This is a genomic window from Mucilaginibacter sp. GW822-FHT03E02 (assembly GCF_058801545.1).
In genome coordinates, this window is sequence record NZ_JBXANJ010000001.1 from 3677757 (window position 1) to 3693752 (window position 15996).

General features: G+C 43.1%; 10 protein-coding genes and 1 tRNA gene. All 11 read left to right on the plus strand.

Annotation, left to right across the window (positions count from 1 at the left end; all coding sequences use genetic code 11):
- Window positions 1–8: 8 nt before the first annotated feature.
- The 11 genes from AC1RM2_RS15255 to AC1RM2_RS15305 all read left to right on the plus strand — a co-directional run bounded on the left by AC1RM2_RS15255 (window position 9) and on the right by AC1RM2_RS15305 (window position 15982).
- A complete protein-coding gene (locus AC1RM2_RS15255; protein ID WP_492986051.1) occupies window positions 9–464 on the plus strand; it encodes a hypothetical protein in 456 nt (151 codons plus the stop codon).
- Between the two features lie 125 nt (window positions 465–589).
- Window positions 590–1054, plus strand: coding sequence for a ribosome assembly cofactor RimP (gene rimP, locus AC1RM2_RS15260; protein WP_492986052.1), 465 nt, complete (start codon window positions 590–592; stop codon window positions 1052–1054).
- A 3-nt stretch (window positions 1055–1057) separates the two neighbouring features.
- The gene (gene nusA, locus AC1RM2_RS15265) at window positions 1058–2293 is read left to right on the plus strand and encodes a transcription termination factor NusA (protein WP_147054170.1); all 1236 of its coding nucleotides are present in this window, start codon (window positions 1058–1060) and stop codon (window positions 2291–2293) included.
- Between the two features lie 59 nt (window positions 2294–2352).
- Window positions 2353–5424 (plus strand): translation initiation factor IF-2, encoded by a 3072-nt coding sequence (gene infB, locus AC1RM2_RS15270; protein WP_492986053.1) that lies wholly within the window; start codon window positions 2353–2355, stop codon window positions 5422–5424.
- Window positions 5425–6071: 647 nt separating this feature from the next.
- A complete protein-coding gene (locus tag AC1RM2_RS15275) occupies window positions 6072–6818 on the plus strand; it encodes a hypothetical protein (RefSeq protein ID WP_492986055.1) in 747 nt (248 codons plus the stop codon).
- An 84-nt stretch (window positions 6819–6902) separates the two neighbouring features.
- Complete coding sequence (locus AC1RM2_RS15280) at window positions 6903–9680, plus strand: carboxypeptidase-like regulatory domain-containing protein (protein ID WP_492986056.1); 2778 nt, start codon at window positions 6903–6905, stop codon at window positions 9678–9680.
- A gap of 26 nt (window positions 9681–9706) precedes the next feature.
- The gene (locus tag AC1RM2_RS15285; protein ID WP_492986057.1) at window positions 9707–10852 is read left to right on the plus strand and encodes a DUF4249 domain-containing protein; all 1146 of its coding nucleotides are present in this window, start codon (window positions 9707–9709) and stop codon (window positions 10850–10852) included.
- A 54-nt stretch (window positions 10853–10906) separates the two neighbouring features.
- Window positions 10907–12061 carry a DUF4249 domain-containing protein gene (locus AC1RM2_RS15290; RefSeq protein ID WP_492986058.1) on the plus strand — a complete coding sequence of 385 codons (1155 nt, stop codon included), beginning with the start codon at window positions 10907–10909 and terminating at the stop codon, window positions 12059–12061.
- A gap of 8 nt (window positions 12062–12069) precedes the next feature.
- Entirely contained in the window at window positions 12070–13248 is a 1179-nt protein-coding gene (locus AC1RM2_RS15295; RefSeq protein WP_492986059.1) for a DUF4249 domain-containing protein, read from the plus strand.
- 69 nt (window positions 13249–13317) lie between these two features.
- Entirely contained in the window at window positions 13318–15702 is a 2385-nt protein-coding gene (locus tag AC1RM2_RS15300) for an MG2 domain-containing protein (RefSeq protein ID WP_492986060.1), read from the plus strand.
- 206 nt (window positions 15703–15908) lie between these two features.
- Window positions 15909–15982: transfer RNA gene (locus tag AC1RM2_RS15305), tRNA-Asp, on the plus strand.
- Window positions 15983–15996 lie beyond the last annotated feature (14 nt).

The window sequence follows — 15996 nt, forward strand, 5'->3', positions numbered from 1 at the left end:
GTCATAAAATGAAAACCGAAACAAAATCGCAACAGGCAAAGGGGATAAAAATGTTTCCGCTTTTTATATTTCTGGTATTTGGCTGTACCGGCAACAAAACTGAAATCCGGCAAGTCAAAATAAACCTTACCCCCGATAAACATTCCCTCAAAATAACCGGCCTCGATCCGCTGATTGTTCAGGATATCAACCGCGATTCAACTGATGGTAACTGGCAAAGCCTGGTGCCTGTTTACAAAATGCCCGCCGATACCGACCTGAAAAACTATCAGCCCATACAACCGGGCAAGTATGTGGTTACAGATAGCGTAGTAATGTTTACGCCCGATACACCTTTTATCGCGCAGCAAACTTATTTTGTACGCTACTATAAATACGATGCTAACAGCAAAGCCTCGGATTTTATATTAGGAAAAAACAAACTGGGCAGTTTGCACTATACAGATTTGATTTTTAAGCAATAACCCTGTTTGATAGTTGAAAAATTAATAAATTTGATTATATTTGCAGTCAATTAATAAAAGAGGGGGCAAATAGCCCCCTCTTTTATTTTATCAATTAAAAATTATCAATCAAAAACGGGCGGGTAATGAACATTGAAAAAAGAGTAAGGGAACTGGTAGAAGAGAAGATAGCCGATAAGCCGAATTTGTTTTTGGTGGATGTTAAAATGCACTCAAACGGAAAGCTCATTGTGTTGCTGGATGGCGATGAGGGTGTGGGCATTGATGATTGTGTGGCCGTGAGCAGGCATGTGGGCTTCCATTTAGAGGAAGAAAACGTAATCGAAACCGCCTACAATCTGGAAGTATCATCACCGGGGATTGATTTTCCGCTTTCGTCGCCAAGGCAATATGCCAAGAATGTTGGGCGCACGTTGGGCATCAAGATGGCCGATGGCGCAAAACGGGAGGGCGTTTTATCGGCATTAACCGAGGATGCCATTGTAATTGAAGAAAAAATAAAAGAAAAAGGGAAAAAGGCCGAAACTGTTGAGAGCGTTATCCCATTAGATAAAATAACAGAAACAAAAGTTTTAATATCATTCAAGTAGAAAATGAGCAATATTAATTTAATTGATTCTTTTCAGGAATTTAAAGATTTCAAGAACATTGACCGCCCAACCATGATGAGCGTTTTGGAAGACGTTTTCAGAAGCATGATCAGGAAAAAATACGGCACAGATGAAAATTGCGACGTGATTGTTAATACCGACAACGGTGACTTAGAAATTTGGCGCACCCGTAAGGTTATGGAAGATGGGTTTAGTGAAGATGATGACCTGGAGGTTGAGCTGGCCGAAGCAAAGTTGTTTGATCCGGATTTGGAAGTAGGCGATGAGCAAATTGAGCAAATTACCCTGGAAAGCTTTGGCCGCCGTGCTATTTTAGCGGCACGCCAAACACTGGTTTCAAAAATTCTGGAACTGGAAAAAGACGAGATCTTCAAAAAATATAAAGATCGCGTTGGCGAAATTGTTACCGGCGAGGTTTACCAGGTTTGGAAAAAAGAAACCCTGGTGCTTGATGATGAAGGCAATGAGTTGTTGCTTCCAAAAACAGAGCAGATACCGGCCGACTACTTTAAAAAAGGCGATAGCGTAAAAGCTGTTGTACATAAAGTAGATATGCTGAACAGCAATCCTAAAATTATCATTTCGCGTACGGCACCCGAGTTTTTACAGCGTTTGTTTGAACTGGAAGTGCCCGAAATTTTTGATGGCTTGATCACCATTAAAAAAATTGTACGCGAGCCGGGCGAAAGGGCCAAGGTTGCAGTAGAATCATACGATGATCGTATTGACCCGGTTGGTGCCTGCGTAGGTATGAAGGGTTCACGTATACATGGTATCGTTCGCGAATTGAAAAATGAAAATATTGATGTGATTAACTTCACCAACAATATTCAACTCTATATTCAGCGTGCATTGTCGCCTGCCAAAATCACGTCTATTAAATTAGATGATGAGAAAAAAACAGCAGCCGTTTACTTAAAGCCCGACCAGGTTTCTTTAGCTATCGGTCGTGGTGGTCACAATATTAAACTGGCTGGTAAGTTAACCGGCTATGAGATAGATGTTTACCGCGAGGCCGATGAGCATGATGAGGATGTGGATATTGAAGAATTTACAGATGAAATTGATAGCTGGATTATTGATGAGTTTAAGCGCATTGGCTTAGATACAGCAAAATCGGTATTGGCTTTAACTGTTGGCGAGTTGGTAAAACGTACCGATCTGGAAGAAGAAACGGTAAAAGAAGTGCTATCAATATTGAATGCTGAGTTTGAATAAGCATAATAACCAAAATTAAAATCGTATTTTTGCGATAATTAGCAGAGAAAATATAATAAATGTCAGAAGACAAATCAATAAAATTAATTAAGGCGGTAAAAGAGCTCAACATTGGTATGGGTACCATTGTCGATTTTTTGGCGACTAAAGGCTATAAGGTTGACAAGCACCCCATGGCCCAGCTAAATGGCGACATGTACAACGCATTGTTGAAGGAATTTGCCTTTGATAAAAGTATTAAAGAGGAAGCCAAGCAGATCAGTATCGGTAAGATAAGGAAAGAGGAAACTGCGCCGCTGCCTGAAAAACCAATCGAAAATCGCCGTTCGCGCGATTTTGAGAACGAAGAGATACTGATCAAAAATGCCGGCCAATATACCGCACCACAGACCGAAAAACCGAAACCGGTTGAGCCTGTTGCCCCTGCTGCCCCGGTTAAAACCGAGGAGCGCAGTGATGTATTGCCCGGAGTTAAGGTAATTGGGAAAATTGACCTTAATAATCTGAACGCGAAACCACAGCCTGTTGCTGAAAAGCCAGCTGTAGTTGAAGCGCCAAAACCAGAGCCTGTTGTGGAAGCACCAAAACCGGTTGTTGCCGAAAAGCCGGCCGTAGTAGACACACCAAAACCAGAGCCTGTTGTTGAAACACCAAAACCGGTTGTTGCCGAAACTCCTAAAGTTGAAGCACCAAAACCACCTGTTGTTGAAATACCAAAGGTAGAAGAACCCAAAGTAGAGGCGCCAAAACCACCTGTTGTACAAGCCCCGGTTGTTGAAACCCCGGCCGAAACCCCGGCAGATGGCGATGATGACGTAATACGGGCCAAGGCAGAGCGCCTTACAGGCCCTAATATTATTGGTAAAATACAATTGCCGGTTAATGCGCCTAAGCGTAACCCTATAGCATCTTCATCAAATTCAAACAGCGCCGATCATAAGCGCAAAAGAAAACGTAAAGATAGCCAGGGCAATCCGCAGCAAGGTGGCGGTGGTAATCATCCGCAAAACCAGCAAGGCGGTGGCGGCAACCATCCTCCGCATACCCCATCAGGTGGCGGTACTATTAACCCTAACCGTCCGGATTTCAGGAACCGGGGTAATGGTGCACCAGGAAACGGAGGCCCTCAGCAAGGAGGAGGTGGTGGAAACCGCCCTGATTTCAGAGGCAACCGTAACAATGCGCCGCAAAATACCGGTCCTAAGGAAGAACCGTCAGAAAAAGATATACAAGACCAGATTAAAGCAACACTTGCCCGTTTAAGCGGTGCCGGTAAGTCGGGCAAATTTGCACAGCGGGCCAAATTCCGCCGTCAAAAACGCGATGACGTTGCCGCCAGTGCCGATGAATTGGCAATGGAGCAGGAATTGCAATCGAAAGTTTTAAAGGTTACCGAGTTTGTAACTGCTAATGAGCTTGCATTAATGATGGATGTATCTGTAACCCAGATTATATCTACCTGTATGAGCCTGGGTATGTTCGTATCTATCAACCAAAGGCTTGACGCAGAAACATTAACCATTGTGGCCGACGAGTTTGGCTACCAGGTTGAATTTGTGAAGCCACAGGATGAAGAGGCCAACCTTGACCAGCCAGATGATCCGGCAGATTTAGTTCCCCGTGCTCCTATCGTAACCATCATGGGTCACGTGGATCATGGTAAAACATCATTGCTTGACTTTATCCGCAAAACAAACGTAATAGGGGGCGAAGCCGGGGGTATTACCCAGCACATTGGCGCCTATGAAGTAACCTTGCCGGATAATAAAGGAAAAATAACATTCCTGGATACACCGGGTCACGAGGCGTTTACCGCCATGCGTGCAAGGGGTGCACAGGTAACAGATATTGTAATTATTGTAATTGCCGCTGACGATAGCGTGATGCCGCAAACCCGTGAGGCCATAAACCACGCGCAGGCTGCAGGAGCACCAATCATCTTCGCTTTCAACAAAATTGACAGGCCAGGCGCTAACTCGGATAAGATCCGCGAGCAACTATCGGCCATGAATATTTTGGTTGAAGAGTGGGGCGGTAAATATCAAACACAGGAGATATCGGCTAAAACCGGCTTAAATATCGAACTGCTGTTAGAGAAAGTATTGCTTGAAGCCGAATTACTTGAACTTACGGCCAACCCTAATAAACGCGCTGTAGGCACCGTTATTGAGGCTGCATTAGATAAAGGCCGCGGTATCGTAACCACTATATTGGTACAGGCAGGCCGTTTAAAAGTAGGTGATCCTATTTTAGCAGGTTGCTACAGCGGTCGTGTTAAGGCATTGACTAACGAGCGTGGCCAAAGAGTTGAATCGGCTGGCCCATCAACACCGGTACAGGTATTGGGTATGCAGGGTGCGCCAACAGCGGGCGATAAATTTAACGTACTGGAAAGTGAAGTTGAAGCACGTGAAATTGCCAACAAGCGTTTACAATTACAACGCGAGCAAGGTTTACGTACGCAGAAACACATTACACTTGATGAAATTGGCCGCCGTTTGGCAGTTGGTAACTTTAAGGAACTTAACATTATTGTTAAGGGCGACGTGGATGGATCTATCGAGGCGTTATCAGATTCATTATTGAAACTATCTACTGAGCAGATACAGGTTAATATTATATCTAAAGCGGTGGGTCAGATCTCTGAATCCGACGTATTGCTGGCTTCTGCATCAGATGCGATTATCATTGGTTTCCAGGTTCGTCCTTCGGGAAGTGCCCGTAAACTTGCCGAGGCTGAGCAGATTGACATCAGGTTGTACTCTATCATCTACGATGCCATTAACGAGATTAAGGCAGCGATGGAAGGTATGCTTGCACCAACCTTTGAAGAGAAGATTGTTGCAAATGTGGAGATCCGCGAAACCTTCAAGATCAGCAAGGTGGGTACCATTGCAGGTTGTATGGTACTGGATGGTAAAATTAACCGCAACAGCAAAATCCGTATCGTTCGTGATGGCGTGGTTATCTACACCGGCGAGCTGGCTTCACTGAAACGCTTTAAAGATGACGTTAAAGAAGTATTAACCGGATACGAGTGCGGTTTGAACATCCAGAACTTTAATAATATTGAAGTAGGTGACATTGTTGAAGCTTACGAAAATGTGGAAGTTAAACGGAAGTTGTCATAACATCAGCTTCCTTAAAAATACAAGGGCCAATCTGTTGAAGATTGGCCCTTTTTTATTGATGCGCCCGGAGTTCAAACAAAGATAAAATCCGGTTAATTCCCGATAGCGGGAAGCGTTAACTCATGACAGACCGTGTATGTGAGTATCGCAAACCAAACCCGGAAATCATCCCAGCTAACCCTTTGCCCGGCGATCGGCGGCCGATAAACGGTCACTGCCGAATATGCCCGCCGCGGAACGTAAAGTCCCAATACCCCCCCTCTTTTTAACATATGCCCCCCTATTGTTTAACAAATGTTCCATATTATTATTTGTGTCCATTAATATTGGTGTATACTTTTGGCCAACCAAAAAACTTAATCTTACTGAAAGCCTTTATGAAAAGAAAACCAACTTGTTTTGCAATATGTGCCCTGGCGATGTAGCTTTTATTAGAATAGGTATGGATGCAACCGGCAAGCATCATCCATCGCTGGGTATATAAATATTTAACAACCCTTGTTTCAATCAGTTTAATACTTCCGTAATATATTGTTGTATTTGCAATTGTAACATAATCAATACATTATTAATGTAGCAGGCCTTTTGGGCTGAGCGGTTTGATTATTAATTAAAAGTGATGTACATTTCCTTTTTATAAAACCTAAATGATAAACAAACCTCTCCTGTGCTTTTTTATCGTCTTCATTTATTTAAGTGGCCGTGCCTTTGGACAAACGGTAACCGACGATAGTACCATGCAAAAAATTGCCATTGCCCACGCAGTTGACGGTTATAATACTTCTATAGGGCAAATGTCACGTCTTTATAACGGTCCCGAATATGAGTTTTATGATCCGCTAATAAAAGGGAACGCGTTTTTCTTAGACGTAAACGAGTTTAAACGCGGTACGGTCAATTACGATGGGATATATTATTCCAATGTGCCATTGATATACGACATCAATAAAGATCTGGTTGTAACCTTGCTGTATAACGGTTTTTCTAAATACTCGTTGTTAAACTCCAGGATCCAGAGCTTTGATTTACTTAACCATCACTTTGTGTACGTCGCGGCCGATTCAACAAACCTTGCATCATCAATAAGCAGCGGCGTGTATGAGGAGGTATACAGTGGCAACCTGCAGGTATTAATTAGGTGGACAAAAAGCATTCAAAGCATATCAACACAAACTACACTCGAAACTTTTTTTACCGAAGCCAAAAAGCATTACTATTTAAAAAAGGGCAGCAATTATTATAGTACAGGCGGGCAAGGCGCTTTCCTGAATGCATTGAAGGACAAGAAAAAAGAACTACAGCAGTATATAAGGGCCAACAAAATTAAGTTTAATGATAACCCGGAAAAAGCGATGTCTTTAATAGCCGCGCGGTACGACCAGTTATCGAAATAAAGGGCTTTTTATATATGTTGTAGTATTTAACTAAAAGACGTCTGTTAAAACCTTTGCCAGGTATTGCGAGAAATAAATATGCGAATGAAAAAAATTTACTTTTTTACTTTTTGTTTTTTGATCCTGATGAAGGTTGGCAATGCCCAGCAAGCGGCGGTTAAAACAATAAGCGTAAACGTACAACAAGCCACTATTGAGCAGTTTGTTACCGACATTGAAGCCAAAACCGGCTATCACTTTTATTATGAACCCGCCTTATTTGATAGTTTAAAGGTAACCGTTAAGTTAGATAATAAACCGGTTAACGCCGTGCTTGATGCGGCATTCAAAAACACGGTGTTTCGTTACGCGATAACCGCAGATGGCCAGGTGTTTTTGACCAAAGGCCGCGAAATACAACCATCACTTGCCTCCGGCTTTTTTGGAATTAAACCGGGCTCGGAAACCGTAAAGAACAACGCAACTACAACTGTAGCCGAATTTACCGATCAAAAAGAAAAAGTTATTCCGGAGGCAACTACAGAAAATAAATTATATGAAATTGGGAATAAAACGAACACGATTGGCGCCGGTAATGCAACGCTATCTGGCTATGTTCGTGATAGTAAATCTGGCGAGGCGGTAATCGGGGGGAGTATTTTTGTTACCAATACCAAAACAGGTGTAGCGACTGACCAGTTTGGCTATTTTACCATTAGTCTGCCCAAAGGCCGCCAGATTTTGAGTATCCGTGGCCTTGGCATGCGTGATACCCGCAGGCAAATTGTACTTTACTCTGACGGTAAGCTGATTATAGAAATGAAAGAACAGGTTACCAGCCTGAAAGAAGTAAAAATATCGGCCGAGAAAGTTGCCAATGTACGTAACGTACAATTGGGCGTAAACAGGCTCGACATCAAGAGCATTAAACAGGTGCCAACCGTATTTGGCGAAGCCGATGTATTAAGGGTTGTATTAACACTGCCTGGCGTACAATCAGTAGGCGAGGCCACAACCGGCTTTAACGTACGCGGCGGGTCGGCCGACCAGAACCTTATTTTAATGAATGATGCCACAATATATAACCCATCGCATTTTTTTGGGTTTTTCTCGTCATTTAACCCCGACATCGTTAAAGATATTGAACTTTATAAAAGCAGTATCCCGGAAAAGTTTGGCGGACGCCTGTCGTCGGTATTGGATGTTACCAATCGCGAAGGAAATAAAAAGAAATTTACAGGCTCGGCGGGCATTGGTTTAATAACCAGCCGACTTAATATAGAGGGGCCTATTTTTAAAGATAAAACCTCGTTTTCATTTGGCGGCCGTACCACCTACTCCGATTGGTTGTTGAAATTGCTGCCCGAGGCCTATAAACACAGCCAGGCATCCTTTTACGATTTGAACCTGGATATCAGTCACCAGATAAATGAGAAGAACAATATTTATGTAACAACCTACCTGAGCAAAGATAAATTTAAGTTAAACAGCGATACATCTTACGGCTACAGCAACCGCAACGCCAATATTAAATGGAAGCATAATTTTAACGATAAGCTGTTTAGTGTAATAGGCGCAGGGATAGACAGGTATCAATATAATATTGCCAGCTATGATAACCCGGTTAACGCCTACAAGCTTAATTTCGACATTAACCAAACCAATTTTAAAGCGGATTTTACCTATTACCTCAACCGCAAAAACACCATCGATTTTGGCTTAAGCTCTATTTTTTATAAGCTTCATCCCGGCAACTTTCAGCCCAATAGCCCCAAGTCATTAGTTGCGCCTGATGTAATCCCGGCACAACAGGCTTTAGAAAGCGCTTTATATCTTGGCGATAAATACGATTTTACCGAAGACTTTTCGGTAAGCGGCGGCATCAGGTATTCTATTTATAATTTTCTGGGGCCACAGCTGGTTTACAACTACGCTCCCAACTTACCAAAAACAAGCTCCAATCTGCTTGATAGTACCAATTACAGCAGTGGGAAGTTCATTAAAACGTATTCGGGGCCCGAGATCCGCTTGTCGGCTCGTTACCAGCTGGGCGATAATACTTCTTTAAAGGGTGGTTACAATACGTTAAGGCAATACATTCATTTATTATCAAACACAACAGCCATTGCCCCCACCGATGTTTGGCAGCTGAGCGACCCCAATATTAAGCCACAATACGGCGACCAGGTATCACTTGGCCTTTACCACAACATGAAGGCAAACACCATCGAAACGTCTGTCGAAATTTATTATAAAAGGCTAAGAGACTACCTGGATTACCGCAGCGGCGCCAACCTGGTATTAAACCACCATATTGAAAACGACGTATTGGGTACCGAAGGCAAAGCTTACGGTATTGAATTTTTGCTGAAGAAAACCACAGGTAAGGCCAATGGCTGGATAACCTACACCTACTCGCGTACTTTTTTAAGACAAACCAACCCTAATGAGGGCGAGCTGATTAATGGCGGCTCATACTATCCGGCCAATTTTGATAAGCCGCATGCTTTTAACTTCATAGGCAATTACCGCTTTTCGCACAGGTTTAGCGTATCGTTAAATGTTACTTATAGCACCGGCAGGCCTATTACATTGCCGGTGGCAAAATATGAGTACGGCGGATCGGAACGAGTATATTATTCTGACAGGAACCAGTACCGCATCCCTGATTACTTCCGTTCAGATTTTTCAATGAACATTGAGGGTAATCACAAAGTACATCAGCGTACACACAACTCGTTCACCATAGGGGTGTATAATTTAACCGGCAGACAAAATGCATACTCTACCTATTTTACCGAACAGGGAGGTATAATAAGCGGGTACAAGCTGTCTATTTTTGCCAGGCCAATTCCGTTTATCAACTATAACATCAGGTTTTAAACAATATGTGCAGGGGGGGCAACTATATGGTTTATTTGATATTACTTACCGCAACCACGCCGGCCTGTCGTAAACCTTATGCGCCAAACCCCGTATCGGCCGCCGGTAGTTACCTGGTAGTTGAAGGCGTTATTGACCCCGGCGCCGATTCGACGATTATTACTGTGAGTAACACTGTGCACCTTTCAGATACCACTTCGCTGGCAACGGAAACCAATGCCCGCTTAACAGTTGAAAGTGAGGGAGGCACAAGCTATTCGTTAGACGAATTTAAGGCCGGGCGCTACCTTGCTATGGGGTTAAACCTTGATAAAACAAAAAAATATCGCCTGCATATCAGAACAAGCGGCGGGCAGGAATACGCATCAGATTATGTGCCTGTTAAACCAACCCCTCCTATCGATAGTGTAACTTATAAAGTGACGCCGAGCGGGCTGCAAATCAATTCAAACACCCATGATGCTACTAATAGTACCCGTTACTACCGGATGGCCTATGAAGAGGCCTGGAAGTTTCACGCCCGGTTTAACTCGGGATTGATTGTAAAAAACGGTGAAATAGTGCCACGCCGGGAAGATGAGATGGTTTATTATTGTTACCGGGGCGATAAATCGGCCAATACCATTTTGGCATCATCAGAAAAACTGACGCAGGACGTAATTGTCAATACTCAGATTACCGTGGTGCCGCCATCGTCAGAAAAACTCACCATAAAATACAGTATCCTGGTAAAACAGTATGCGCTTACAAAAGAAGCATACCAATTTTGGGAAAACATCCGAAGAAACACTGAACAGTTGGGAGGCATATTTGATGCGCAGCCCTCGCAGTTAAAGGGAAATATTCATAACGTAACAAACCCCGATGAACCGGTTATTGGGTTTGTAAGCATAAGCACAACACAGCGCAAACGCATTTTTGTTGATAACCACAGTGTGCCTTATACCTGGTACGTTCCTGACGACGGTTTGTGCGAAAAACTGGGCTACTTGTTAAATAATGACGGGGAGAATGACGTTGAACTTTTTATTATTAAGCTTCATCTGAATCCCCTGGAAGCTATACTGAATCCGTTTACCGGGCAGATAATTGGTTATAAAGCCGCATCAGTTGAATGTTCCGATTGCACATTAAAAGGAAAAACAACGGCGCCACCTTATTGGGAGTTTTAATGACAAAATAAGTAAACAAAAGAGCACGCTCTTTTTACAAGTAATATAATAAGAATGACAAAGAATAAATATATAGCATATTTAATCGTATTGGGTTTGACTATAGTGGGATGTAAAAAACCTTTTTATCCATCAGTAGTAAGCAGCCCAAACCACTACCTTGTGGTAGAAGGGGTTATTGATGTTGGCGATAGTGTAACGGTAATTAAACTTAGCCAAACCGTGAATCTGGCCGATAATGTAAAAACATCGGCGTTGGCCGGCTATACGATAACCATAGAGGATGAGGCAAAAGCCATTGTTGCCGAATTGCAGCCGATACCCGGGCAGGATGGAAAGTACACATCGGCAGGGCCGTTAAACCTCGATCAGTCAAAGAAGTACAGGCTGCATATTTCAGGCGGTGGCAAAGAATACGCATCAGACTATATTGGGGTCAAAAAAACACCTCCTATTGATAGCGTTGGCTTTACGCCAAAGGGCAACAACCTAAACATTTATGTTAATACTCATGATGCAACCAATAATACGCGCTATTACCGTTGGGATTACACCGAGGCCTGGAAATTTCATGCCAAATATGAATCGGGCTTTATTGGTGACCAGTCCACAAATGCAGTTAGGGCCAGAACGCCGGATGAGGCCGTTTACTATTGTTACACAGGCGATATATCAAGCGCAACAGTTATTGCATCCTCGGCAAAGCTAACTTCTGATGTCATATACCAGGCACCGGTAACCATCATGCCGTCTACCGCCGAGAAAATTTCTATACGATATTCTATCTTGGTAAACCAGTATGCTTTAACAAAAGAGGCCTATGGGTTTTGGGAAAATATCAGGAAAAATACAGAACAGCTCGGGAGTATATTTGATGCTCAACCGTCGGAGTTGCAGGGTAACATCCATTGTATATCTAACCCTGCCGAGCCAGTTATTGGGTTTATGATTATAACAAACGTACAGCGGAAACGCATTTTTATCGATAACAGTCAGTTGCCGACAGATTGGTACCCTGTTTATCCATACAACTGCGAGGCAGACACCGCCAAACTAAGCGAAATAATGTCAATTATAAATTATGGGGGGGGAGTAGCAATTTCGGCTATCATAGTTAAGAACGTGTTAATTGGTTACACGTATTCCTCAAGAGAATGTGCTGATTGCCGGATAAGGGGTAAGTCACTACCTCCTCAATTTTGGAAATAATTAATAATATGATTAAGCGTAAATATATATTGTTTTTGGCGTTGCTTGGCGGAATAGCCGGGGGGTGTAAAAAGCCCTATAACCCATCGGTTGTAAGCAGCCCCAACCACTACATGGTGGTAGAAGGAGTAATTGATGTAGGCGATAGCGTTACCGTGATTAAGCTTAGCGAGACCGTGAACCTTGGTGATAATGTAAAAACATCGCGACTGGCGGGCTATACCGTTAATATTCAGGATGAAGGCGGTGCAACTATTGCCGAATTGAAAGAGGTGCCCGGTCAAAGTGGAAAATACGCCTCATCGGCAGTACTAACCCTTGACCAAACAAAGAAATACCGGCTACATATTTCGGGCAATAGTAAGGAGTACGCCTCTGACTACATCGCGGTGAAAAAGACCCCTCCTATTGACAGCATCGGTTTTGCACCCAAGGGCAACAACCTTAACATTTATGTTAATACCCATGATGCAACTAATAATACACGCTATTACCGCTGGGATTATGCGGAGGCATGGAAGTTTCATGCCCGGTATGAATCGGGCTTTATTGTGGATTCTGATACTAAAGGGGTAAGGACCAGAAGGCAGAATGAAGCGATGTATTATTGTTATACGGGCGATACCTCAAGTAACACGGTTATAGCATCATCCGCCAAGCTGAGCTCAGATGTTATATTCCAAACCCCGATAATACAAATACCTTCTACGGCCGAGAAACTTTCGATACGGTACTCCATTTTATTAAACCAGTACGGCTTAACAAAAGAAGCATATGAGTTTTGGGAAAACATCCGGAAAAACACCGAGCAACTGGGAAGTATCTTTGATGCCCAGCCATCCCAGCTGCAGGGTAATATTCACAGTATAACCAACCCTAATGAGCCGGTTATCGGGTTCGTAACCATTACCAATATTCAGCGCAAACGGATTTTTATCAACAATAATCAGTTACCAGCAGAGTGGTACCCTGTTTATCCATACAATTGTTCGGCAGATACAGCGCTTTTTTATAACCCTAAAACAATGCAGCGCGAAGTGCAGCTAATTATAATTGACGGTAATGCAATACCGGTTTCGTCAATTGTAAATATGAATGTCTTAATTGGCTATACATATTCAACAGTTGAATGTACCGATTGCCGGATAAGAGGGAAGTTATTACCTCCCCCATTTTGGAAGCCATAGCATTCAAACAGAAACAATAATGGCAATGGAAAGCCGCTTACATAATATTAAACAAACCAGCTTTTAGCTATGGGAACACACAACAGAACTACTAAAATTATAGTCTCGTCGGGTTTGATTTTATTGCTTGCACAAACAGTGGGCTTTGCACAGGTAATTGAGCAGGTAAAAAGCGGCTTTAACCAATACCGGCAGCGCAATGTGCAGGAAAAAATATATGTACATACCGATAAAAGCGTGTACCTGCCGGGCGAAATTATTTGGTTTAAAATTTATAGCCTTGATGCCTCCTTTCATCAATTATTAAACTTGAGCAAGGTGGTTTATGTTGACGTTATAGATAACGCCCACAATGCCATTATGCAGGCCAAAATAGCCACGAGTTATGGCACCGGTAATGGCTCGCTATACATCCCTGTATCGGTAAGCAACGGAAATTATACGCTGCGGGCGTACACCAACTGGATGAAAAATTTCAGCCCCGATTACTATTTCGAAAAGAACATTACCATTGTAAATCCATTGAAGTCGCCGGACGCCCCGGCAAAAGAAACTGCTGCTGCTTACGACCTGCAATTTTTTCCCGAAGGAGGTAGCCTTGTAGCCGGCTTAAACAGTAAGGTGGCCTTTAAAGTTACCGCGCCAAATGGCAATGGTGTGGCGGTATACCGGGGTGCTGTTATTGATCAGCATAACGATACGGTAGCGCGTTTTGAGCCCCTAAAGTTTGGTATAGGCAGTTTTACATTTACGCCAGCAGCAAATAACAGCTATAAGGCCATTGTTAAAACCAGCCAGGGTAATAAATTGGTTAAGGAATTGCCATTGGTTAGCAATCAGGGCTATGTAATGCAGCTAAAAGATAACGGACTTAACTTACAGGTTACCGTAAACAGTAACACTGGTGGCGGCGAAGTATTCCTTTTTGCGCACACCAGGCAATTGGTTAAAGCCGCTTTGAGCGCTTCGCTTAACTCCGGAGTAGCTACGTTTAACATCGATAAAAGCAAACTGGGCGAAGGGGTATCGCATATAACTATTTTTAACAGCGCTAAACAGCCGGTATGTGAGCGGCTTTATTTTAAACGCCCCAAACAGCTATTACAAATAGATGCGGCTGCCGATCAGCCTCAATATGCGACACGAAAAAAAGTAAATATTAACGTGGGTACCAAAGGGGCAAAAGGAACTGCTGTGCTGGCAAATTTATCACTTTCTGTTTACCGCGTCGATTCATTGCAGCAAATGGATGCTGATGATATATTTAACTACCTGTGGCTTCGATCGGATTTGAGAGGCAATATAGAATCGGCAGGCTATTATTTCAAAAATCAAAATGCCGAAGCTGATGCCGCTATCGATAACCTGATGCTATCGCAGGGCTGGCGCAGGTTCCAGTGGAATAATATTGTAAATAGCGGGCCGCAGTCATTTATTTTTTTACCGGAGTATAACGACCACTTGATAAACGCGAAAATAACCAACACGCTAACAGGCGCGCCCGCAAAGGATATCGTAGCTTATTTGAGTGTGCCAGGCAAAAGGGTACAATTGTATGCCTCCAGAAGTGATTCATTGGGGCACCTTGTATTTAATACCAAGCAGTTATTTGGTCCGGGCGAAGTAGTTGCCCAAACTAATTCGGAGAAAGATTCAACCTACCGGATTGATGTTTTGAGCCCGTTTTCGGAGCAATACAGCAAACGTACGATAGCTCCATTAATCTTGTCTGCCGATTTGCAAAAGGCCATAGAGCAGCATAGCCTGGGTATGCAGGTGCAAAACATATATGCTATTAATAAAATCAAACGGTTTTACGATCCGGGTGTAGATAGCGCCGGCTTTTTTGCCCAGCCCTATAAAACCTATCTGCTGGATAACTACACCCGCTTTACCACAATGGAAGAAGTGCTGCGCGAGTATGTGAGGGAAGACAATATAGTGCGCTCCAGGGGGCGGTACCACATTAAAGTCTTGAACGAAAAAGGGTTTTTAGACGGCGACCCTATTGTTTTGCTTGATGATGTGCCCGTATTTAATATTGATAAAGTGATGGCAATTGATCCGTTGAAGGTGAGAAAGCTTGAGGTAGTAAGAGACAGATATTTTTACGGCCCCACTGTAAACGAAGGGATATTTAGCTTTACCACATACAAAGGGGACCTTGGAGGCGTAGAGATAGACCCCCATGCCGTGGTTTTAGACTACGAAGGCTTACAGTTAAAACGCGAGTTTTATTCACCGGTTTATGATACCGAAAAGGCGGCCAACAGTCGTGTGCCCGACTTTAGGAGCCTGTTGTTTTGGTCACCAGATGTAAATACAAATACGGTTGGAAAGGGTCAGGTATCCTTTTATACTTCGGATCAGAAGGGAAAATACGTTGTATCCGTGCAGGGAATAAGCGAAGAAGGCGACGCCGGCGCCCAGTATTTTAGCTTTGAGGTAAAATAAAAAAATAAATTTTAAGAAAATTTTAAAAAGGATGGTCCATTAGGTCAGCTCCTTTTTGTTTTGATATTGAGATAGTTATGGCGAAACAAAAGGCCGTGCCTATCATTGTGAAACAGTCGAAACAGCTAATAAAAGCGATTAAGCCAATGTTTTTTAAAAAACCACTTGTGTAAACCAAAATGGTGCGTATATTTGCAGACCCAAACGGAGTGGTAGTTCAGCTGGTTAGAATGCCTGCCTGTCACGCAGGAGGTCGCGGGTTCGAGTCCCGTCCATTCCGCTAAAAAGACCTCA